Here is a 22,680-nt window from a genome sequence, read left to right as displayed (position 1 = left end):
TCCGCCCCTCAAGGCAATAAAAAACGGGCTCCGCGGGGCCCGTTCTCGTTTCCGCATTCTTCCGGGACTACCGGGTCGCCGAGTACAGCGAGGCGCCGGAGGAGAGCGGCGCGGTGACGGTCGAGAACACGCTGAGCACCTTCTGGACCTCGGTGAAGGGCGCGTTCGAGACGTAGACGAGGTCGCGGTTGCGCATCCGGAACGCCTGGGAGACGAACAGGCTGTTGGGGTCGCGCATGTTGATCCGGTAGACCACCGGCACGAAGTTCGAGGACAGGAGCGGGCTGCCCGGGCGCAGGCGGCGCACCACCGAGGCCGGCTCGAACCGGAAGATGAACACGCCGGCCGGGTCGGCCTGGAAGTCGCGCAGGCCCCCGGACTTGGCGAGCGCCTGGGCGAGCGTGATGCCCTCGGCCGAGAACGGGATCTCGTAATTCGCCCCCGTCGCGCCGACGGCCAGGAAGGTCTGGGGGTCGCGCACCAGGGTCAGGGTGTCGCCCGGGCGCAGGAAGATGTTTTCGCGCGGGTTGGAGACCACCGCGGTGAGCGGCACCGTCGCGGTGGTCGCGCCGCGCGACAGCCGCACGAAGGTCTCGTTCACCGGTGCCGCGACGCCGCCCGCGGTGGCGATGACGTCGAGCAGGCGGTCGCCCTTCTCGGTCAGCGGCACGCGGCCGCCGCCGAGGTTGGAGACCGGGCCGCCGCGGGCCGCCGCCAGGCGGGCGCCGCCACCGGCCGCCGCCGCTTCGCCCAGCACCGTGACGCTGGTGCTGAGCGGCGAGTTGACGGTGACGAGCACCTGCGGCTGGATCGCCTTGCCGGCGAGTTCCTGCTCGATCTGGGTCTGCACGTCCGGGGCGCGCCGGCCCGCGACCTTGATGCGGCCGGCATACGGCACCGAGATCGTGCCGTCCCGGGCCACGATCTGCTCGGGGATGCTGGAGGATTTCGAGCCGGTGGAGAGGCCCCCCATCATGGGGGCGGAGAACAGGCCGCCGCTGCCGGCCTCCCAGATCGTCACCGTGATGGCGTCGCCGACACCGATCACCGGCTGCACCGAGGGGCGGCGGTCGCCGAAGGAGGACAGCAGGCTGTCGAGCGGGCGGCCGCGCAGCGCCTCGACCACCGCGGCGTCGACGTCGACGAGTTCGTAGCGGGCGAGCAGGCCCTGATCGGTCGCGACGTCGGCGCCCTCCACGACCGCGCTCGCCGTCGGACCGGCCGCGGGCAGGAAGCTGCTGCACCCCCCGATGAGGCAGGCAGCCGCCAGGACCGCTGGCATACCGACGCGCACCATGCACCACCCTCCGAAACCAGCCGGACCGTCCGCGACGGCCCGCTTCGGTCTTCCACTCCGTCGATGCCGGCACGCCGGCATCCGTCGCCGATCGCGACGCCCATCCGAGACGGACGCGCGCCGGCGCGGCCGTGACGCGGCCACGCTTCGTCGCCCCTTCCTACCATCTCGGGTGCTCGGGAGCGATGAACGGGGCGCAGAGCGCGCACAAGCGGCGCCGGTGTTGCACCGGGCCCACGCCGCACGACGCGCGCCGTGGCAACTCGGCCGCAAATGCGTCGCGAGCGTGGCGGTAACGGCTCCCGCGATGGGGCGGGGGCGGGCGCGGCGGGGGAGGTCGTGTGAATCCCGGGAATAAACCCGATCCGTCCACGTTCCTGCCCAGATCGCAGGCCTTATGGCGGCGGTCGTCCGTCGGACGATCGCGACGGCGCCACCCCGCCCCGCGCGACGATGGCACTGCGATTTTCCCCGACTGTTGCAGAATTGCCATTGTTCGCCCCGGATCGGCCGGTACTGTCCGCGTCGTCAGCGGCTCGCGCGCGGCTCTCGCGCGCCCCGAATCGTCCGTCCCGGACAGGCTGGCTCCAGCCTGCTCGGGCCTTGACCGCCGCAGGATCCCGCCGGGCGACCGGCCGCCGGCTCCTGCCCAGACTCGAGGTATGCCCGTGAGAGCTGATCCCGCGCGAAACGTCGATCCGGCCCGCCAGGCCGCCCGCCCGGGCGCCCGCCAGGTCTTCCTGTTCCTGCAGGGTCCGGTCACGCCGTATTTCGCCCGGGTCGCCGACGCCCTGGAGGCGCGGGGCCACCGCTGCCTGCGGGTCAATCTCTGCTTCGGCGACTGGCTGTTCTGGCGCCGCGCCGGCGGCGTGAATTTCCGCGGCACCCGCGAGACCTGGCCGGCCTTCATCGCCGACCTGATCGACCGCGAGGGCGTGACCGACCTGATGCTGCTCGGCGAGCAGCGCTACTACCACAAGGTCGCGATCGCTGCCGCCAAGGCCCGCGGCCTCAACGTCACGGTGACGGATTTCGGCTACCTGCGGCCGGACTGGATCACGCTGGAGCGCGACGGCATGTCGGGCGACAGCTGCTTCCCGAAGGACCCCGAGGCCGTGCTGGCGCTCGCCGCCAAGGCGCCCGAGCCCGACCTGGTGCCGCGCTATCGCGACAGCTTCTGGCTCCAGGCCGTGTGGGACATGGGCTACCACCTGATGAGCAACTGGCTCTGGTGGCTCTTTCCCGGCTACAAGTCGCACCAGGTGCACCATCCGGCCCTGGTCTATCTCGGTACCGGCCTGCACATCCTGCGCGCCAAGCGCACCGGCCCGCGGGGCGATGCCCTGGTGCGCCGCCTGCGCGAGGCCGGCACGACCTACTACGTGCTGCCGCTGCAGATGGAGAACGACTTCCAGCTGCGCGCCTATTCGCCGTTCTTCGATCTGAAGACGCCGATCCACGCGGTGGTCCGCTCCTTCTCCGAGCACGCGCCGGCCGGGTCGCGCCTGCTCGTCAAGATCCATCCCCTCGATCCCGGCATCCGCAACTGGGCACGCATCGTGCGCCGTTCGGCGGTGAAGTGGGGCGTCTCCGACCGGGTCGACTTCGTCGACGGCGGCGATCTCGGGGCGATGCTGGAGGGCTGCCGCGGCGTCGTCACGGTCAACAGCACCGTCGGCCTGTGGTCGATGCGCGCCGCCAAGCCGACCATGACGCTCGGTGCCGCGATCTACGACATCCAGGGCCTGACCTACCAGGGCGCGCTGGAGACGTTCTGGACGAAGGCCGAGCCGCCCCGGCGCGACCTGTGGGACGCCTTCATCAAGGCGATCGTCGCCAACATCCAGATCCGCGGCGTCTACTACAAGGGCGAGGGCCTGGCTGCCGCCGTGGAGGCGACGGCCTCCCGCCTCGACCTCACGCAGGGCGCCTGGCTCGAGGTCCGCTCCCGGGCCCGCGCGACGCCTGACGCCGGCGACGACCTGCCGGGCATCGAGGCGCTGCAGAACGCCTGACCGCGCGACATCACATCGGATCGACGATCGCAACGGGGCCGGAAACGGCCCCGTTTTCGTTTGTGCGTCCTGCCCTTGCGTCGTGAAATACTGGAATTTTCATAAGTTAAAGCCAGATCGACGTTGTCCGTGCTGATCTGACGGCGCGAACCGTCGCGAAGAACGGTGCATTGTCCATCGTCGGGCCGCGTGTTGCTGCGCCATTGCAGGAAATCGGCCGGACGGAATTCTCGAACGCCCGGATGGCCCCGGCGGCAAGACGGCTCGCATCGCGTGACGACGCGGGCGGTGAGCGCGGCCGCTTGCATGGGCCGGAGAAGGATCCTCCCCGATGCCGCCCATCCCCACCTCGCCCGCCGCCCCGTCGCTCGCCCGCGGCGCGGGGCGGATCCTCGGTACGGCCGTCCGGGCGCCGCTCTGGCTCGCGGGCATCGCCGGAGCCGACAAGTCCTTCGCCAAGAACCCGATCCTCGGCAGCCCGGCCCTGAACCGGCTCGGCCTCCATGCCGGGCGGGTGCGGCTCGCCGCCCGCATGACCGAGCTGCGGCGCGCCCGACTGGCCGATCGCCTCGACCCGGCCGACCGCGCCGCCTTCGACCGCGACGGCATCGTGATCAAGCACGATTTCCTCGACCCGGACGCCTTCGCGGCGCTGACGGCCGAGATCTACGGCCGCTCGTTCGAGGCGCGGGAGCTGCGCCAGGGCCAAGCGGTGCAGCGGATGGTGCCCCTCGGCGGGCGGGCGCTGGCGCAGCTGCCGCGCCTGCGGGCGCTGGTCGAACACCCTGCCTTGCGGGCCCTGACCCACTACGCCGCCTCGCGCGCCGGCGAGCCGGTCACCTACCTCCAGACGGTGCTGGCCGAGCCCGACGGGCCGGACGACCCGCAGACCGCGCTCCACGCCGACACCTTCCACGCCACCACCAAGGGCTGGTTCTTCCTGCACGACGTCTCCGAGGAGGATGGACCGTTCACCTACGTGCCGGGCTCGCACCGGCTGACGCCGGAGCGCCTGACCTGGGAGCGGGCGCAGAGCATCGCGGCGCGCGCCGCCGCCAACGGCCACCACGCCGCCGGCTCGTTCCGGATCGCTGAAGCCGATCTGGCCGGGCTCGGCTACGGGCCGCCGGTGCGGGTGGCGGTGCCGGGCAACACCCTGGTCATCGCCGACACGTTCGGCTTCCACGCCCGCGCCCCGAGCCTGCGGGCGAGCACCCGGGTCACGGTGCACACGACTATCCGCCGCAACCCGTTCCTGCCCTGGACCGGTCTCGACCCCAAGGCGCTGCCGGGCCTGCGCGGGCGGGAGCTGGATCTCTACCTCGGGGTGCAGGACATCCAGCGCCGCCTGACCGGCCGCGGCGCGCCCTGGCGTCCGGTCGGCGCCGTCGCCATCGACGCGCCGGCCCGGACCTGACGACCCTCACCCCCGCCGCAGCACGCGGCGCCAGACCACCGACCAGACCTGCTTGAGCACGGCCTCGGGCGTGAGGGCGCGGCGCGCCAGCTCCGGGTCGCCCTCGGCGAGGCGCTGCACGAGCACCTCGGGCGGGCAGGGCAGGCCGGTGCGCGGGTCGACGTAGCGCGGGTAGAGGATCAGGGCGGCGGCGACCAGCTCGTCGAGCGTCAGGCGGCGGGTGCGGCGGGGCGAGCCCGGGTCGTCGGTCAGGCCCCAGCCGGCGTAGAAGGGCAGGCCGTGGGTGGTCACGGCCTTGCCGCGCAACAGCGCCTCGAAGCCGATCAGCGAGGTCGCGACCTCGACCCGGTCCGCCGCCTCGATCGCGTCGATCGCCGAGACGTCGCGCAGCACCACGTCGGCATGGGCGGCCAGCTCGTCCGGCGGCACCCAGCCGGGGCGCAGGCCCGCCTCGACGTCCGGATGCGGCTTGAAGGCGATCACGGCGCCGGGGTTGCGCTCGCGGGCCAGCCGCAGGAGCGCGGCGTTGCCCGAGACCGTGGCGTTGCCGAGACGGATCGAGGCGTCGTTCTCGACCTGGCCGGCGACCAGCACCACCGGGCCAGGCCGCGGCATCGCCGGCATCGCGTTGCTGCCGACATTGTACTTGCTCACCCGCGCGGCGACCACCGCCTCGCGCAGAGCGGCCGCCCGGGCGAGGAGATCGGCCGGAAACGTCCCGGTCTCGAGCAGGCGCTCGAGGTCGCTCGGACCCGTGGCGTCGTAGTACACGCCGGAGGCGTCGAGGACGTGAGAGGCGCCCGGCCGCAGGGCGACCCCGAGGCCGATCGAGCGCAGGAAGCCGTCCTCCATCCGCAGGAGCGGCACGCCCGCCGCGCGGCAGGCCGCCTCGGTTCCGGGCGGCATCCGGCTGGCCCAGGTCACGACGCGCCGGACCTCCGCCAGCTCGCCCGCCGTCACGGGGGCGTCGCCCCGGCGCACCACCGGGCGGTAGCCGGGCGCCGACAGGGTCTTGGTGATCCAGTCCCGCTTCCAGGCCGAGAAGCCGACGCAGAGGGTCGCCACGGCGTTCTCGCGCCAGCGCGAGGCGACGAGGTCGAGGATCGCCGCCGCGTCCTCGAACCGGATCGGCGCACCCGTATAGGGATCGAAGTAACGCGAGCAGACCAGGTAGGCGGCAGCGAAGACGTCCGCGGCCTTCCGCCGGCGGGTGCGGCGCGGCAGGTGCAGCCGGTCGTCGGTGAAGCCCCAGCCGGCGTAGAAGGGCAGGCCGAAGCAGGTCACCGGCGTGCCGGCGAGTGCCGCCTCGAAGCCGGCATGGGCCGAGACGACGTAGACGCGGTCGCACCCCTCGGCCACCGACCAGGCGGTGACGGGGTCGACGACCAGGCGGGCGCCGGCGGCTTCCGCCGCCGCCGCGTCGATGTGGCCGCGCCGACCCACCTTCGCCGCCGGATCCATCACCACCAGGCGCTCGGCCTCGGGCGCGTCGGCGGCCGCGGCGGCCAGCATCGCCGCGAACGAGCTGGCGCCGGCGAGGCCGAACCCCACCGTCGGGTCGCCGACCGCCTGGTCAACGACCACCACGCGCCGGCGCGACGCGTCCCCCTTCGCCGGCAGGTCGCGGCGGCGCGGATCGTTGTCGAGGCTGAGCCGTCCCTCGCGCAGGCGCGCGATGCCGGCCCGGGCGCGGGCGAGGAGGTCGTCCGATTCCCAGCCGCCCTCCTCGAGCATGACTTCGAGCTCGCTCGGTGCTGTGGCGTCGTAATGGATGCCGAGACCGTCGATGATGTAGCTCAAGGAGCGCTCGGGACGGGGGTCGCCGAGGCGCAGGAAGCCCTCGTCCCAGCGGTCGCTCAGGCGCACACGCCGCGAGGTCGGCTCGCTGCCCAGGCGTCGCGAGCGGCGGGGACCGGGCCCCTCCGACTCCGACGGCATCCGGGGCCACAACCGCTTCAGCTTGCCGCGATCCATCCGCCTCTCACTCACTGCGGACCGTGCCGCCCCGGCCCTGCGACCCGGAGCAGGGGCCGTTCCACATCACCCCGGCCCCGTCAAGCACGCACCCCGCGCGCGGGGCGACCGAGCCGGGCCGCGCCCTGTCCTGCACCGGCCTTCCTTACAATCGATCCGAGTTTTGCAAATCCCGCCACTACCGGATTTTTCGCGCCGCGACGGGAGCGCCGTGCTACAGGCGCGGGCCGTGCCGCCGCGTTCCGGTCACCTCGGGAGAACCGCCCTTGCCCGTCATCCTGATCACCGGCGCATCGAGCGGCATCGGCGCGGCCCTGGCGCAGCATTACGCCGCCCCCGGCACCACCTTGGTCCTGAACGCCCGCGGGCCCGAGCGCCTGGAGGCGGTGGCGGAGGCCTGCCGGCGCAAGGGCGCCGCGGTCGAGACCCGGGCCCTCGACGTGCGCGACCGGGACGGCGTGCGGGCCTGGATCGACGACGTCTCGGTGCGGCTCGGCCTCGACCTCGTGATCGCCAATGCGGGCGTCAACGGCGGCCATCCGGAGGGCGGTCTCGAGACCGAGGAGACCGCCTTCCTGGTCTATGATGTGAACCTGATGGGCGCGCTCAACGTGGCGCTGCCGGCGGTCGCCCTGATGGCGGCGCGGGGCAGGGGCCAGATCGCGCTGATCTCCTCGCTCGCGGCCTACGCGCCGCTGCCCGACGCCCCGGCCTATAGCGGCACCAAGGCGGCCCTGCTCGCCCACGGCCTGGCGCTCCGCGAGAAGCTGGCGCCGAAAGGCGTGCGGATGAACGTGGTCTGCCCGGGCTACGTGAAGACAGCGATGGGGGCCGATTACGAGGGCTGGCGCCCGCTCGAGATGAGCGCCGAGGCGGCCGCCAAGCGGATCGCCAAGGGCCTTTCCCGCGACGAGGCGGTGGTCGCCTTCCCGGCGGCGCTCGCCGCTGCGGCACGCGGTGCCGGATTGATCCCGGAATCCTGGCGCCGCCTCGGCATGCGAGGCTTCAGCTTCCGGATGAGCGAGCGCCAGCAGCGCTGATCCCGGATCGCTAACCCAGATCATGGAGGGGTCAAGTCCGGTGCGGATCGCCCTGTTCACCCTCGAAGCCCTGCCCAATGCCCGGGCGGTGCGCCGCTTCGTCGCCGACCACGCCGCGGACATCGCCTTCGTCGGCCTGTCCGACCCCGAGCGGCCGAGCACCGGCGGGCTGACGGGCCAGGTGCGCCGCCACCTCGCGCGCTCGGGCGCGGGCTTCCTACCCTATCTCGCGGTGAATTTCGGCCTGCCGGACCTCGCGCGCGGCCTCGCGCCGGCGACGCAGGCGCTTGCCGGCAGCCGCGACGTGCCGGAGGCGACGCCGTTGCGCACCCTGTGCCGGCGCCTCGGGCTGCCGCACGCCACCATCACCGACGTGAACGGGCCGGAGACGACCGGACACCTGCGGGAGCACGGGGCGGAGCTGATCCTGTCGTTCCACTTCGACCAGATCTTCGACGCCGCGACCCTCGCGGCGGCGCCGAAGGGCGGGCTCAACGTCCACCCCTCGCTGCTGCCGCGCCATCGCGGCCCGGTGCCGACCCTGCACGCGCTCTTGGAGGACAGGCCCGAGTTCGGCGTCACGGTGCACCGGCTCGCGCCGGCGATCGATGCCGGCGGGATCCTGGCGCAGGCGCCGGTGGCGCTGCCCGAGGGCGTCACCGCCTCGCGAGCCGCGGTGCTGCTGCACGAGGCCGGGCGGCCGCTGCTGGAGGAGGTGCTGGCCGAGGCCGATCGCGCCGGCGCGCTGCCGGAGGGGCGCAGCGTCCCGGTCCTGCCCTATTGCGGCTTCCCGACGCCGGCGCAGCTGCGCGACCTGAAGCGGCGGGGCAGGAAGATCGTCGATGCGGGGGACCTGCGGGAGGCGTTGAGCCTGTCGCTCAGGCCGTGAACACCTTCCGGGACTACGGCACAGCATTCACCCCATCAACGACCTCATCCTGAAGTTGGGGATGGGAGAAAGAAGATCACTTGCAGGTCCACCCCAGGCTCCGCTGCGCGGCTCCGGGGTGGCGGGGAGATATCCTCACGCCCGCCGCGACATCAGCCGCTCGACCAGCGAGCCACCCTGGTTCAGCTCGTCGAGCTCGTCGGCGAGCACCGTCACGGTCTCGCGGATCTGCTCGGGGGTGTGCTCGGAGGTGATGAAGAAGCGCAGGCGCGAGGAGCGCTCCGGCACCGCGGGGTGGATGATCGGCTGCACGTTGATGCCGCGCTTGAACAGCCGGTCGGACAGGGTCACGGCCTTGAGCGAGTCGCCGAGGATCACCGGGACCACGGCGAGGCCGAGGCTGGTGCCGGTGTCGAGGCCGCGCTCGCGGGCGGTAGCGAGGAACAGGGCGCCGTTGCGGCGAAGCCGCGCCACCCGCTCGGGCTCGCGCCGCATCAGGGCCAGCGACGCCGTGGCGGCGGCGGCGAGCGGCGGCGACAGGCCGACCGAGTAGACGAAGCCGCCGGCGGTGCATTTCAGGAGCTCGACCAGCGCTCCGGCGCCCGCGACGTAGCCGCCGCAGGAGGACAGCGTCTTCGACAGCGTGCCCATCCAGATGTCGACGCTGCCGGGAGGCACGTCGCAATGCTCGTGCAGGCCATGGCCGTCCTGACCGAGCACGCCGAGACCGTGGGCGTCGTCGACCATCAGCCAGGCGCCGTAGCGCTCCTTGAGGGCGACGACCCCGGCGAGGTCGGGGGCGTCCCCGTCCATGCTGTAGAGGCCCTCGATCACGATCAGTGCCCGGCGGTGCTCGTGGCGCGTCGCGTGCAGCAGCGATTCGAGGGCCTGGAGGTCGTTGTGCGCGAAGCTGCGGCGCTGGGCCCCCGAGAGCTGCGCACCGGTGACCACCGAGTTGTGGATCAGCGCGTCGTGGTAGATCACGTCGCCGGGTTCCAGCAGGGCCGCGATGGTCGCCACGTTGGTGGCATGCCCGCTCACCATCACCACGCAGGCCTCGGTGCCGTAATGCGCCGCGATGGCCTTCTCGAGGGTGAGGTGCCCCGGGCGCTCGCCGGCGACGATGCGGCTTGCCGAGGACGAGGTCCCGTAGGTGGAGAGCGCGTCCTGCGCCGCCGCGTTCACCTCGGGATGGCCGTTGAGGCCGAGATAATCGTAGGACGAGAAATTGGTGAAGGTGCGCCCGTCGATCCGCGTCGTGGCGCCGGCCTTGGCGTCGTGGACGCGAAAGAACGGGTTGCCGAGGCCGATCAGGTCGGCCGCGGAGCGCTGGAGCTTCAGTTCCTTGTAGGCCGGCAGGCTGTCGAAGCTCTGGGCCTGGGCCAGGGCGGGCTTGGGCGCCGGACGGGCCGGCGCCGGACGGACGGGAGCCTTGCCGAGGCGGGCGGCGACGAAGCCCGCCAGGGCCTCGCGCCCGCCCGCGCCGTTGGAGGGTCCGCTGCTCATGAATTGATGACCTTGATGTCCTGGCTGTTCTGCTCGACCAGCACCTGGAGGGACTGAAGCGTCGCGGCATCGGCCGAGTCCACGCCGCCATGGCGCTGCGACAGGCTCAGCACCGCCGCCGCGCCCTCGTCGACCGGGGCCGCCACCGACTGGATCAGGGTGTCGGCGAGTTCGGTCACGGTCTGGCCGCTCGACACGCCCGACGGCGGCGCGTCGAGGCCAAAGCGCTCCTGCAGGCTCGCGCCGAGCTCGACGCCCATCAGCGAGTCGAGGCCGATCTCCGAGAGCTGCCGCACCCGGCTGATGTCGTCCTTCGGCAGGCGCAGGATGCGGGCGATGTCCTCGACGATGGCGTCCGCCACGGTCTTGCGGACGTCGTCGAGGTCGTGGGCGCGCAGCAACCCCGGGATGCTGATCGCGACCTGAGCGCCGGCCTCCACCTGCTGCTCGGAGCCGAGGCTGGCGTAGCTCGGGGAGCGCAGGGTGGCGAGGCGCTCACGCGCCTTGCCCCAGTGCATCGCCGCGATCGCGATCACCGCGTCGTCGGGCGCCGCGCCCTGCACGCCCAGCGCCTCGGCCATCAGGTCGAGGGACTTGCGGGCATCGACCGGGGTCACGCCGACGCGGCCCGCCAGCGTCTCCATGACCGCCTTGTTGCGGGCGAGCACGCCGACGTCGCCGATGGCGCCCCAGGCCACCGCCAGGGCCGGCAGCCCGAGGCGGCGGCGCTGGCGGGCGAGGCCCTCCATGAAGCCGTTGGCGGCGACGTAGGAGCCCTGGCCCGGATTGCCGATGAAGGTCGTGGCCGAGGAGAACAGCACGAAGTAGTCGAGCGCCCGGTCGCGGGTGAGCGCGTCGAGGTGCCCGGCACCGATCACCTTGGGGGCGATCACCGCCTCCAGCGCCGCCGGATCGAGGTTCGCGATCAGGCCGTCCTGGAGCACCATCGCGCCGTGGATGATGCCGGCGAGCGTGGGGCCCTTGGCCTCCACCCGGGCGATCAGGCGCTGCACCGCGGCGCGGTCGGTGATGTCGCAGGATTCCACCTGGACCTTCACGCCGCGGGCGGTGAGATCGGCGATGGCCGAGAGCGCCGCCTCGCCGGTCGGCGCCTTGCGGCCGACGAGCGCGATGTGGCGCGCGCCGCGATCGGCGAGCCAGCGCGCCGCCTCGATGCCGAAGCCCCCGAGACCCCCGGTGACGAGGTGGACGCGGTCGGGTGCCACCACGAACGGCTTCGTCGTCTCGGCCGGGATCGAGCCGGCCTTCGGCGGCGCGATCACGATCTTTCCGACGTGACCCGATTGCTGCATCAGCCGGAACGCGTCCGAGACCTCTTCGGCCGCGAAGGGCTGGTAGGGCAGCGCCTTCAGGCTGCCGTCGGTGAACAGAGCCATCACCTCGCGGAACAGCCGCTTGCCCTCGTCGGGCTGGAACTGGAGCAGCTGGTCGAGGTCGACGCCGAAGTAGGACAGGTTCCGGCGGAACGGCCGCAGGCCGATATGGGTGTTGGCGACGTAGTCGCGCTTGCCCAGCTCGACGAAGCGCCCGAAGGGCTTCAGCGCGTTGAGGCTGCGCTCCATCGCCTCGCCGAACAGGCTGTTGAGCACCACGTCGACGCCGTCGCCGGTGATGCGGCGGATGTCGTCGACGAAGGCGAGCGAGCGGGAATCGAGCACGTGCTCGGCGCCGAGCGCCTTGACCAGCGCCCGCTTCTCGTTCGAGCCCGCGGTGGCGATGACCCGGGCGCCGCGCATCCGGGCGATCTGGAGCGCCGCGAGGCCGACGCCGCCGGCGCCGCCATGGACCAGCACCCACTCGCCGGCCTTGAGGCGGGCCAGCGTCACGAGGCCGTAATAGGCGGTGAGGAACGCCACCGGCGTGGTGGCGGCGGCCTCCGACGACAGCCCCTCGGGAGCGGCCGCCACGACCATCTCGGGCACCACGATGTAGGTCGAGAAGCCGGACTGGGCGAAGGCCACCACCCGGTCGCCGGGCTTGAAGGCGGTCACGCCCGCCCCCACCGCGGCGACGCGGCCGGCGCATTCGAGGCCGAGCCGCGGGCCGGCGAAGCCGTCCTCGAGGATCTCCTCGGGCAGCATCGACAGGGCCCAGAGCACGTCGCGGAAGTTGAGGCCGGTGGCCTCGACCGCGATCTCGAGCTGGCCTGGGCCGGGCGCGACGCGCTCGGCCGGGCCCCAGTGCATCTCGTTGAGGCCGCCGGTGGTGCTGCGCTCCAGCCGCGCAGCGGGCGCCGCCGGACCGGAGCGGCGGGCCGGCCGCGCGCCCTGCGAGAACCGCACCACCCGGGTGCGGTCGTCGTCGACCACGATCTCGGTCTCGGGCGTGCCGGACAGGATCAGGTCGCGCAGGCGCTCGGCGGCGCGCTTCGAAGGTATCGCCGTCGAGAGGTCGATGCGGCGCACGTCGAGGGACGCCACCTCGTTGGCGAGGGTCCGGGTGAAGGCCCAGACGCCGGCCTCGACGCCGCAGGCGAGCCCGCCGCGGTCGCGGGTGGCGCCGGGGCAGACGACCCAGAGCCGGGTCGGCCGGCTGCCGAGATGCTCGACGCAGCGCTTGAGCCCGAGGCAGCGCTCGCGCAGCCGCTCGGCCGGCTCGCCGCCGCGGTTGAAGGCGCCGGCGAGGTAGACCACCGTGTCGGGCGTCTCGCGCTCCAGCTCGCGCAGCGAGGCCTCGGAATCGAGGATGATCGAGACGTGCACCCCGCTCGCGACCAAGAGGGTCGCCAGCGACGAGGCGGTCTCAGCCGCGAACTCGTCCTCCGAGCCGATCACGAAGGCGAAGGTCTGGCCGGCGGCGGCCTTCGGCCGCGGCGGGGCTTCCGCCAGCAGCAGCAAGTCGTTGCCGTTGCGGGTGACGGCGCGGTCGGCCGCGACCTTGACGAGGCCGACGGCACTCAACGAGCGCTGCCAGGCCGCGACGTCGTCGAGGCGCCCGACCGGCACGTCGCCGGCGATCTCGAACCAGCCGGCGTTGAGGCCGAACACCATGTCGCGGAACAGCGAGGCGCCGGGCTCGACCGCCGCGAACAGGCCGCCGGCGGCGAGCGAGGCCGCGAGCGGGGTGAGGAGGTCGCGCGAGGCGCGGTGGAGCACGTCGCTCGCCAGCACCGCGTCGAAGGCGGCAAGCCCCAGGGTCGCCGGATCCTCGACGATGGTGATGCCGGCGGGCAGGGCGAGGCGGGCGCGCTCGGCGAGGCGCCGGTCGGCCTCGAACACCGTGAGGCGCGCCTCGTGCAGGCCGGCGAAGGTCGCGACCTGGGCCGAGAGCGGCCCGAACCCGACCTGGAGCAGGCGAAGCGCCCGGTCTCGCGGCAGCGAAGCGGCGCTGTCGGAGAGGAGCCGCATCACCGCGTCGGCGGACGCCCGCACCGTGGCGCCGCGGAGTGAGAACGCGTCGAGGGCCGCCTGCGGCAGCGAGGGCGCGTCGCTCAGCGACCCGGCGAGGATGCGCGACACCACGGCGCCGAGATCGGCGCAGAGCAGCAGCTCCGCCGACAGCTCGGGATGGTCCGCCGCGATCCAGCGCATGATCTCGTCGGGCTCGGGCAGCGTCACGTCGGCGCGCAGGCGCCAGCGCCCGTCGCCGGCCGCCTCCGCGAGCCCGCTGACTTCCAGCGCCAGGAGCTGGTTGACGAGCCAGGGACGAAGCGCCGCCGGCAGCCGGCGCGAGGCCGCGACGTCGACGACGCCGCCGACCGCCAGCCCCCGGGCGAGCCGGTCGGCGAGCGAGGTCGCCCAGCCCTCGAGCAGCATGTGGCCGGCGCCGAGAGCAGCCTCACCCTTGGCCGTGACCGCGCCTGCCTGCCGGCGCACCAGCGCGGCGACCGCGGGCTGCGGCTCGAGGGCGATCGCGGTCGGCTCGGTGGCGAGCTCGGTGAACTGGCGGATCGCGAAGGCGTCGAGGTCGTTGCCCGCCTTCATGCGCAGGGCCTGGAACCGGCCCTCGCGCAGGGTGGCGATGACCTCGCCGGCCTCGTCGACCAAGGTGAAGTCGGCCAGGATGCTGCGCTCGTTGCAGCGCCTCGTGCGGATCACCGCCCGGGCGATCGCCGCGCCAGGACGCACGAGCCGAATCTCGCCGAAGCGGATCGGCACGTAGGCCCGGCTCGCCGCCTCGCCGAGGAGGTCGGCGAAGAGCAGGATCAACCCGTGGAAGCAGGAATCGAGGCGGGCCGGAGCCAGCCCGTAGCGGGTGCCAGCCTCGGCGGGCACGAGGTCGGAAACGATGGTGGCCTCGTCGAGACGGGCCGAGCGGGCGACCTGGCGGAAGGACGGGCCGAAGCCGAGGCCCGACGCCCGGGCGCGGGCGTAGAGCGCCTCGCCCTCGATCGTCGTCTCGGAGGGCAGGGCGGCCGCGTCGCGGCCGGTGAGGCGGGCCGGCGGCGGCGTCTCGCCCTCGACCAGCTTGGCGACAGCGTGCAGCTGCCAGGGCGCCTGGCTCAGGCGCGGCCGGGACAGGATCTGGACCAGGTTGGCACCGGGCGAGAACCGGGACAGCACCTCGCGCACCGCGTCCTCGGCGAAGACCATCGGCTGCTGGATCTCGAGATCGGCGAGCGTCACGCTCTCCGAGCGCACGATCTCGCGGCCGACCGCGAGCGCCATCTCGGCAAAGCCCGCGCCGGGCAGGATCGCCTGGCCGTCGATGCGGTGGTCGTCGAGCTCGGGCACCGTCGCGACGTCGAGGTGGGCCAGCCATTCCAGCCCGTCCGAGCCCTGACGGGCGCCGATCAGCGGGTGGTAGGGCCGGGCGCTCGCCGGGTTCACCGTCTCGGCGGTCTCCGGCAGGCGGAACACCTTGCGCTGCCAGGGATAGTGCGGCAGCGCCACGGCCCCGGCCGGCTCGGGGCCGAAGGCCACGTCCTCGTCGACCGCGGCCCCGGCGGCGAGCGCCGCCGCCAGCGCGCGCCGGAAGGGATCGGCCGAGAGCGTCTTCTTCGGCAGCACGCCGACGGTGGCGCCGTCGAGGCCGAGGGGCTCCAGGCAGTCGCCGATATGCGGCAGCAGGGTCGGGCGCGGGCCGACCTCGACGAAGACCCGGGCGCCGGCTTGCGCCGCGGCCTGGACCGCCGCGCTGAACCGCACCGGCTCACGGATGTTGCGCCACCAGTAGCCGGCGTCGAAGGCGGTGCCGTCGAGCACGTCGCCGGTCACCGTCGAGGCGAGCGGCACGTTGCCGGCGGAGGGCTTGAGCCCGGCGAGGTCGCGCCGCAGCGGCGCCTCGATCGGGTTCATCAGCCGGCCGTGGAAGGCGTAGTCGAGGTCGAGCTTGCGGCCGCGGCGGCGCTTGCGCGCGAGCGCCTTCATGGCGGCGTCGATGACCGCCACCGGGCCCGCCACCGTCACGGCCTTCGGGCTGTTGTAGGCGGCGATGTCGAGCTCGGGGTAGTCGGCGAGGAAGGCCTCCACCTCCTCGACGGGGGCGAGCAGCACCGCCATGGTGCCGAGACCGCGGGTCGCCTCCTGGTGCTTCGAGCGGTAGAAGATGACCTTCACCGCCTGCTCGAGCGTCAGGATGCCGGCGGCCTCCGCCGCGCCGATCTCGCCGACCGAGTGGCCGACGATCGCGGTCGGGGCGAGGCCCACGGCCTTCAGCGCCGCGGTCGAGGCGGTCTCGATCGCGAAGATCAGCGGCTGCGACACGCTGGTGAGGGCGAGGCGCTCCTCCAGGTCGTCGGCGAACAGCGCGTCCTTCAGCGACCAGCCGGCGAGCGGCCGGAACAGGGCGTCGGCCTCGTCGAAGCGGGCGCGGAAGATCGGGTTGAGGGCGTAGGCGTCGCGGCCCATGCCGGCCCACTGGCTGCCGTTGCCCGAATACACGAAGGCGACGCCGCCGGCGCGCTCGACCGCGGTGGCGACGACCGCAGCTTGCGTCTCCTCGCCCTCGGCGAGGCTGCGCAGCACGTCGGCCACGCCCTCGGCCTCCAGATCGCGCAGCGGAATCGCGGCGCGGACCGGCAGGCGTTCGCGGCGATGCGCGGCGGCGGCCGCGACGCGGGCGATCTCGGCCGCGTCGGCCCCGTCGAGGCGGGCGGCGTAGTCCTGGGCGAGGTCGGCGAGCGCCGCCCTGGTCTGGGCCGAGACCAGCAGAACCTCGGGCGCCGGCTCGGCCGACGGTGCCGAAGCCGCGACCGGCGCCGGGTCGGTCAGGATTACGTGGGCGTTGGTGCCGCCGAAGCCGAACGAGTTCACGCCGGCGAAGCGCTCCTGGCCGGTGCGGGGCAGGGGCCGCAACTCACGGTTGACCGCGAGGTTCAGCTCGTCGAACGGGATCGCCGGGTTGAGCTCGGCGCTGTGCAGCGAGGGCGGCAGCAGGTCGTGCTCGAGCGCCAGGCTGGCCTTGAGCAAACCGGCCAGCCCCGAGACCGGCTCGGTATGGCCAATATTGGTCTTGATCGAGCCGATCGGCAGCGGCGTGGACCGGCCGCGGCCGAGCTTGTTGCCGATGGCGCCGGCCTCGATCGGATCGCCGACCGGGGTGCCGGTGCCGTGGGCCTCCATGAAGGCGATCGAGTCGAGGGAAACGCCGGCCTCGCGGTAGATCTCCTCCAGCAGCGCGCCTTGAGCATAGCCCGAGGGAAGCGAGATGCCGGTGGTGCGCCCGTCCGAATTCACCTTCGAGGCCGCGATCACGCCGCGGACCGTCGCGCCGTTGCGGGCGGCGGCCCGCGCCGATTGCAGCACCAGGACGACGCCGCCCTCGGCGCGCACGTAGCCGTCGGCGCTGGCCGAGAAGGCCTGGCACAGGCCGGTGCGCGACAGCATCGAGGCGTTGGAGAACGACACGAAGTTGAACGGGCTGACCAGCAGGTTGACGCCCGCCACCACCGCCGTGTCGATCCGCCCCGAGGCGATCGCCGACACCGCGGCGTCGAGGGCGACGAGGGACGACGAGCAGGCCGTGTCGAGGGTGAAGCTGGGCCCCTTCAGGTCGAAGATGTAGGAGATGCGGTTCGAGAGGATCGACAGCGTGTTGCCGGTCGCCGCGTAGGCGTCGCCCGACGCGGTGTCGAGCACCCGCAGGTTGCCGTAATCGAGCGAGGAGGCGCCCACGAACACGCCGATCGGGCTGCCGGCCACCGCCGACGGCCGCAGGCCCGCGCTCTCCAGGGCTTCCCAGGTCAGTTCCAGCAGCAGGCGCTGCTGCGGATCCATCTGCTCGGCCTCGCGGGGCGAGATGCCGAACACGGAGGGATCGAACGACCAGGGATCGTCGATGACGCCGGCGGCCCAGGTGTAGCTCTTGCCGCGCTCCTGCGCCCGGGGGTGGCCCATGCGCTCGAGGGACCAGCGGTCCTCCGGGATGCGCGAGACGGCGCACCGTCCCTCGATGAGCATCTGCCACAGGCTGTCGACGCCAGAGGCGCCCGGAAGCCGGCAGGCCCGACCGATGATCGCGATGTCAGGACGCTGTGTCACGTTCGATTCGCACACGCTCTTTTACGGAGGACCGGAGGCGGCGGCGCCGCACCCGGGCATTCAACCCAATCCATAGTATGACGCCCGCGCCGCGCCAACCCCGGAACGGCATGACCCATCCCGAAGAAGCAAGACTTGGCCTAGGTGTGACATCCCTTCCTCAGTCAAAGCCTGCCCCATGACCAGGCACAACGCCCAAGCATGCGACACAACATTGTCATCCGAAAGAATTGCGGGCCTCACAGACCGTCCGGTTGAGCTTGACGCGCGGTCCAGGCCGGGCCGGGGCGCGCCCGAACGGTTAGACCCGATGAATCGGGTCGCAATGCGGCAGACCGGCCCGGGACGCGGCCCCGGCGCGCGGCCGCGGTCAGAACGCCTTGAAGGTGATGATGGTGCGGGTATCCTGGATGTCCGCGATGGTCTGCACGTGCTCGGCCACGAAATGCCCGATATCGACCCCGTCATCGACGTGGAACTTCGCCAGCACGTCGTAATGACCGGCGGTGGAATAGATCTCGGAGGCGATCTCGCGATCGGCGAGCGCGCTCGCCACGGTGTAGGTCTTGCCCAGGCGGCACTTGATCTCGACGAAGAAGGTCTGCATCGGCTGGCTCCCGGCGATCGTGGCGTCTGGCGTCGAAGAATGTCTGGCGTCGAAGAAGTCTCGGGCGCGCGGCACCCGGTCCGGTGCCCGGGACGGCGTCGTCCCGGGCGTCACGACCGGGCGTCACGACCGGTCATGGCCGCCCGATGCTGGCATAGGAAAAGCCGTGCCGGCGCACATCCTCCGGCCGGTAGACGTTGCGCAGGTCGACCATGACCGGCTCGGCCATGGCGGCGTGCAGGCGCTTGAGGTCGAGCGCCCGGAACGCGTCCCACTCGGTCACGATCACGAGAGCGTGCGCGCCCCCCGCGCAGGCATAGGGATCGGCCGCGTAGTCCACCTTCGTCAGGAGGGAGCGCGCCTGTTCCACCCCTTCCGGGTCGTAGGCCACCACCGTCGCGCCCGCATCCTGAAGGCCCGCGATGATCGAGAGCGAGGGCGCGTCGCGCATGTCGTCGGTGTTCGGCTTGAACGTCAGGCCCAGCACCGCGATCCGCTTGCCCCGCACGCTCCCGCCGCAGGCCGCCACCACCTTGCGGGCCATCGCGCGCTTGCGCTGGTCGTTGACCGCCACCACCGTCTCGACGAGGCGCACCGGGCTGCCTGCATCCTGCGCCGTCTTGACCAGCGCCAGCGTGTCCTTCGGAAAGCACGAGCCGCCGTAGCCGGGGCCGGCATGCAGGAACTTGCGCCCGATCCGGTTGTCGAGCCCGATGCCGCGGGCGACCTCCTGCACGTCGGCGCCGACCTGCTCGCACAGGTCGGCGATCTCGTTGATGAAGGTGATCTTGGTGGCGAGGAACGCGTTCGCCGCGTACTTGGTCAGCTCGGCGGTGCGGCGGGACGTGACCAGGATCGGGGCCTGGTTGAGGTAGAGCGGGCGGTAGAGCTCGCTCACCACCTGGGCGGCCCGGGGATCGTCGGCGCCGATGACGATGCGGTCGGGGCGCTTGAAGTCGGAGATCGCCGCGCCCTCGCGCAGGAACTCGGGGTTGGAGGCGACGCCGATGGCGATGTCGGGGCGGGCCTCGCGGACGATGCGCTCGACCTCGTCGCCGGTGCCGACGGGCACGGTGGACTTGGTGACGACGACGGTCGGTCCGGTGACGGCGCCGGCGATGTCGCGGGCGGCCTGGTGGACGTAGGTCAGGTCGGCAAAGCCGTCGCCGCGGCGCGACGGGGTGCCGACGGCGATGAACACCGCGTCGGCGCCGGCGACGGCACGGGCGAGGTCGGTGGTGAAGGAGAGGCGGCCCTGGCGCACGTTCTCGGCCACCAGCGTGTCGAGGCCGGGCTCGAAGATCGGGATGCTGCCCTCGTTGAGGGCGGCAATCTTCTCCGGCGCGGTGTCGACGCACACGACGGTGTGGCCGAAATCGGCGAAGCAGGCTCCCGAGACCAGGCCGACATAGCCCGCCCCTACCATCGCAACGCGCATCTCACGTCCTCTCGGCAGCGGCGCGGCCCGGCGCCCGCGGGCATCGCTGTAGCGTTGCGGTGCAAAACGGGCAACGGGCGTGCCGTCACCACAGGCGGAACAGCGCCTTCGCCCGGGCGAGGTTGGGGTTGTAATAGGGGTCGTTGCGCAGCTCCGGGCCCCAGCGCTCGGTCATGGTGGCGACCTCGGCCTCGAAGCGGGCGCGCTTCTCCGGCGTGTCCTCCTTGCCGCGGCTCTTCGATTCGTGGTGGGTCAGGGCGGCGTGCGGCGTCCAGATCACGCTGTAGCCGGCCTTGCGCACCCGCAGGCACAAATCGATGTCGTTGAAGGCCACCGCCAGGTGCGCGGCATCGAAGCGGCCGACCGCCTCGAACACCTCCCGCCGGATCATCAGGCAGGCCCCGGTGACCGCCGAGACCTCCTGCGCAATCACCATGCGGCCGAAATACCCCGGATCGTCGGGCCCGATATCCGGGTGGCTGTGGCCGGCGACGCCGCCGACGCCGAGCACCACGCCGCCGTGCTGGAGCGTGCCGTCCGGATAGGACAGCTTGGCGCCGACCGCCCCCACCGCCGGCTCGACGGCGATCGAGGCCATCTCGGACAGCCAGCCCGGCTCGCGCACCTCGATGTCGTTGTTGAGGAACAGGAGGAGCGGCCCGCTCGCCGCCGCCGCGCCGTCGTTCGACAGCCCCGAGAAGTTGAAGGGCCCCGGCCGCGACAGCACCCGCACCCGCCTGTCGGCACCCGCCTCCTCCAGCAGCGTCCGGGCCGCGGGCTCGGTGCTGCCGTTGTCCACCACCACGACCTCGATGTCGGGATAGTCGGTGCGGGTGAGGAGCCCGTCGAGGACGACGCGCAGCAACTCGGCCCGGTCCTTCGTCGGGATGACGACCGAGACGCGCGGCGCCGGATCGGGCAGGGCGCGCACCAGCCGGTTGAAGCCGAGCGGGCCGCGCTCGACCCGGTGCGGCCAGCCGCGGCGCGCCACCAGTTCCTCCAGCGCCCGCAGCCGCGCCGCCTCGGCGCGAGCCAGGAACGCGTCCGAGAACGTGCCGGAGCCGATCGCGGTGCGCCAGTGGTAGAGGATCACCGGCAGGTGGCGCACCCGGGCGGGATCGAGCCGGTCGCTCAGCCGCAGGAGCAGGTCGTGGTCCTGGCTGCCCTCGAAGCCGACCCGCAGGCCCCCCACCGCCTCGACGAGGCTGCGGCGCACCACGGTCAGATGGTTGAGGTAGTTCTGGCCGTAGAGGAGTTCCGGGTTCCAGTCGCCCTTGAAGTGCGGCTCGAAGCGCCGCCCGTCGGCGTCGATCTTGTCCTCGTCGCTGTAGATGAGATCGAGGTCGGGCTCGCGCCGGAGCGCCTTGGCCACCTCGTAGAGGGCGTGGGCCGGCACCACGTCGTCGTGGTCCATGAAGGCGACGTAGGCCCCGCGCGCGAGCGAGAGCGCGGTGTTGGTGGCCGCCGCGATGTGGCCGTTCTCGGGCCGGCGCACGACGCGGATGCGGGGATCCTCGGCCGCCGCCCGGGCGAGCAGGCGCGGCACCGCCGGATCGGTCGAGGCGTCGTCGGCGATGCACAGCTCCCAGTGCGGGTAGAGCTGGTCGCGCACCGAGCGCAGGGCCTCCTCCAGCACCTTCGGGCCCGGATTGTAGACCGGCATCACCACCGAGATCAGCGGGGGGTCGCGCCACTGCGCCACCTCGGCGCCGATGCGGGCGCGGTCGGCCTCGCTCAGCGTGTCGAAGTGGCGGACCCAGGTGTCGTAGCCGGTGAGCCCCGGGGGCACGAGGGCGCGGGCGAGGCGGTGCTGCGAGCGCACCCGCTTGCCGACCGCGCGCCACATCAGGGCCTCGGCGGTGAGAGCCGGCCGGCGCAGGGCCGCCCGGCCGACGAGGGCAAGCCGGCTCCGCACCGTGACGGTGAACTCGGCGATGCTCAGCGCCGCCTCGCCGAGCATCGGCGTCAGCGTCAGCGCCGTGGTGCCGGCGGGCAGCCGCCCGAGCCAGGTGAAGCGCCCGTGGCCGAAGGCGCGCTCGGACAGGCTGGTGCACTGCGGCCCCTCCGGCCCGTCGACGATCGCGGTCAGCTCGACCCGGCTGAACGCACCGTGGTTCTCGTCCTTGAAGGCGATGCTCACCCAGCGCCCGCCGAGCCCGAGATCGGCCACGTCGAGGCGCAGGCCTTCCGCCCCGAACTCGAGCCGCAGGCGGGCGAAGTCCCGCGCGACTTCGCGCCCGCGCCCGAGGCGGAGCGCGGCGCGCAAGGGGGCGTGGGGGGGCGTGGCGGGAGAAGGGGTCTGGGCGGTCACCTGTCCTCGCGCCTCGGGCGGCCGTCTCGGCGGACGGTCGTCATTGTCAATTAAATCAACTGGTTAGATCGATCGCTCGGGGCGAGCGTGTAGCAGGGGGGCGGCGCGGCTGGCAAGGTCCATCCCCGCGCCTGCGGGGAACACGATCTGACCAACGCCCAGATCGAGGGCGACGACGGTTCATCCCCGCGCCTGCGGGGAACACGCACCGGCGTTTCCATTGGCATTGCCAATGATCGGTTCATCCCCGCGCCTGCGGGGAACACCGCTCCACCCAATTACCGGCGGCGACGAGCCCCGGTTCATCCCCGCGCCTGCGGGGAACACCGGACGGCCGGCGTCTTCTCCAGTGCGTTGAGCGGTTCATCCCCGCGCCTGCGGGGAACACCCCCCGCGTAACCGGTGATCCGCTCGCACCACCGGTTCATCCCCGCGCCTGCGGGGAACACCGTTGGCGGTGCTCGTCGCGCGGCACGACCTGCGGTTCATCCCCGCGCCTGCGGGGAACACAGCGGGTGCTTGCCAGCGAGAGACGCATCAATCGGTTCATCCCCGCGCCTGCGGGGAACACAGCGGGTGCTTGCCAGCGAGAGACGCATCAATCGGTTCATCCCCGCGCCTGCGGGGAACACGAAAGGTACCTCCGGTGAGGGCAGAGCCTAGTCGGTTCATCCCCGCGCCTGCGGGGAACACTGTTCGAGGCGACGCTAGCGAACGACCCCGCTCGGTTCATCCCCGCGCCTG

At 72.7% G+C, this 22,680-nt stretch carries 11 protein-coding genes and 1 CRISPR repeat array (1 of these 12 cut by a window edge); of the genes, 4 read left to right on the top strand and 7 right to left on the bottom strand.

The genetic code is table 11. The features are described from left to right. Positions 1–67: 67 nt before the first annotated feature. Positions 68–1,297, bottom strand: coding sequence for a polysaccharide biosynthesis/export family protein (locus tag ACS5PV_RS00170; RefSeq protein ID WP_455393368.1), 1,230 nt, complete (start codon positions 1,295–1,297; stop codon positions 68–70). Between the two features lie 668 nt (positions 1,298–1,965). Between ACS5PV_RS00170 and ACS5PV_RS00165 the strand changes: the two genes are divergently transcribed. Both ACS5PV_RS00165 and ACS5PV_RS00160 read left to right on the top strand, forming a co-directional pair. Continuing rightward, the gene (locus ACS5PV_RS00165) at positions 1,966–3,312 is read left to right on the top strand and encodes a capsule biosynthesis protein (protein WP_455393367.1); all 1,347 of its coding nucleotides are present in this window, start codon (positions 1,966–1,968) and stop codon (positions 3,310–3,312) included. Positions 3,313–3,643: 331 nt separating this feature from the next. Continuing rightward, positions 3,644–4,729: a phytanoyl-CoA dioxygenase family protein gene (locus ACS5PV_RS00160; protein WP_455393366.1), complete on the top strand. Its 1,086-nt coding sequence runs from the start codon at positions 3,644–3,646 to the stop codon at positions 4,727–4,729. 6 nt (positions 4,730–4,735) lie between these two features. Here ACS5PV_RS00160 and ACS5PV_RS00155 read toward each other — a convergent pair whose 3' ends face one another. Further along, positions 4,736–6,703, bottom strand: coding sequence for a capsular polysaccharide biosynthesis protein (locus tag ACS5PV_RS00155; protein ID WP_455393365.1), 1,968 nt, complete (start codon positions 6,701–6,703; stop codon positions 4,736–4,738). A 266-nt stretch (positions 6,704–6,969) separates the two neighbouring features. Here ACS5PV_RS00155 and ACS5PV_RS00150 point away from each other — a divergent pair, with 266 nt between their 5' ends. After that, positions 6,970–7,743: an SDR family NAD(P)-dependent oxidoreductase gene (locus ACS5PV_RS00150; protein WP_455393364.1), complete on the top strand. Its 774-nt coding sequence runs from the start codon at positions 6,970–6,972 to the stop codon at positions 7,741–7,743. Between the two features lie 22 nt (positions 7,744–7,765). After that, positions 7,766–8,632: a formyltransferase family protein gene (locus ACS5PV_RS00145; protein WP_455393363.1), complete on the top strand. Its 867-nt coding sequence runs from the start codon at positions 7,766–7,768 to the stop codon at positions 8,630–8,632. A 135-nt stretch (positions 8,633–8,767) separates the two neighbouring features. Here ACS5PV_RS00145 and ACS5PV_RS00140 read toward each other — a convergent pair whose 3' ends face one another. From ACS5PV_RS00140 to ACS5PV_RS00120, 5 genes are all read right to left on the bottom strand, one after another. Then, complete coding sequence (locus ACS5PV_RS00140; protein WP_455393362.1) at positions 8,768–10,138, bottom strand: aminotransferase class I/II-fold pyridoxal phosphate-dependent enzyme; 1,371 nt, start codon at positions 10,136–10,138, stop codon at positions 8,768–8,770. Next, entirely contained in the window at positions 10,135–17,580 is a 7,446-nt protein-coding gene (locus ACS5PV_RS00135; RefSeq protein WP_455393361.1) for an SDR family NAD(P)-dependent oxidoreductase, read from the bottom strand. The genes ACS5PV_RS00140 and ACS5PV_RS00135 overlap by 4 nt, the downstream gene beginning before the upstream one ends. Positions 17,581–17,950: 370 nt before the next feature. Next, complete coding sequence (locus ACS5PV_RS00130; protein WP_048426071.1) at positions 17,951–18,187, bottom strand: Lrp/AsnC ligand binding domain-containing protein; 237 nt, start codon at positions 18,185–18,187, stop codon at positions 17,951–17,953. Between the two features lie 133 nt (positions 18,188–18,320). Beyond that, positions 18,321–19,625, bottom strand: coding sequence for a UDP-glucose dehydrogenase family protein (locus ACS5PV_RS00125; RefSeq protein WP_455393360.1), 1,305 nt, complete (start codon positions 19,623–19,625; stop codon positions 18,321–18,323). Positions 19,626–19,710: 85 nt separating this feature from the next. Continuing rightward, the gene (locus tag ACS5PV_RS00120) at positions 19,711–21,834 is read right to left on the bottom strand and encodes a glycosyltransferase family 2 protein (protein WP_455393871.1); all 2,124 of its coding nucleotides are present in this window, start codon (positions 21,832–21,834) and stop codon (positions 19,711–19,713) included. A gap of 217 nt (positions 21,835–22,051) precedes the next feature. Continuing rightward, positions 22,052–22,680: a CRISPR direct-repeat array (repeat unit 29 nt; unit sequence CGGTTCATCCCCGCGCCTGCGGGGAACAC); it runs 986 nt beyond the window's last position.

The sequence above is a fragment of the Methylobacterium sp. Gmos1 genome (genome assembly GCF_053764715.1).
The sequence above is the reverse complement of the archived record's forward strand: the minus strand, read 5'-3'. Positions and strand labels throughout refer to the sequence as shown.

Bases quoted from the DNA above. Each gene is read 5' to 3' on its own strand.
- ACS5PV_RS00170 (WP_455393368.1), bottom strand. From the start codon at position 1,297: ATGGTGCGCGTCGGTATGCCAGCGGTCCTGGCGGCTGCCTGCCTCATC.
- ACS5PV_RS00160 (WP_455393366.1), top strand. From the start codon at position 3,644: ATGCCGCCCATCCCCACCTCGCCCGCCGCCCCGTCGCTCGCCCGCGGC.
- ACS5PV_RS00155 (WP_455393365.1), bottom strand. From the start codon at position 6,703: ATGGATCGCGGCAAGCTGAAGCGGTTGTGGCCCCGGATGCCGTCGGAG.
- ACS5PV_RS00145 (WP_455393363.1), top strand. From the start codon at position 7,766: ATGGAGGGGTCAAGTCCGGTGCGGATCGCCCTGTTCACCCTCGAAGCC.
- ACS5PV_RS00140 (WP_455393362.1), bottom strand. From the start codon at position 10,138: ATGAGCAGCGGACCCTCCAACGGCGCGGGCGGGCGCGAGGCCCTGGCG.
- ACS5PV_RS00130 (WP_048426071.1), bottom strand. From the start codon at position 18,187: ATGCAGACCTTCTTCGTCGAGATCAAGTGCCGCCTGGGCAAGACCTAC.
- ACS5PV_RS00125 (WP_455393360.1), bottom strand. From the start codon at position 19,625: ATGCGCGTTGCGATGGTAGGGGCGGGCTATGTCGGCCTGGTCTCGGGA.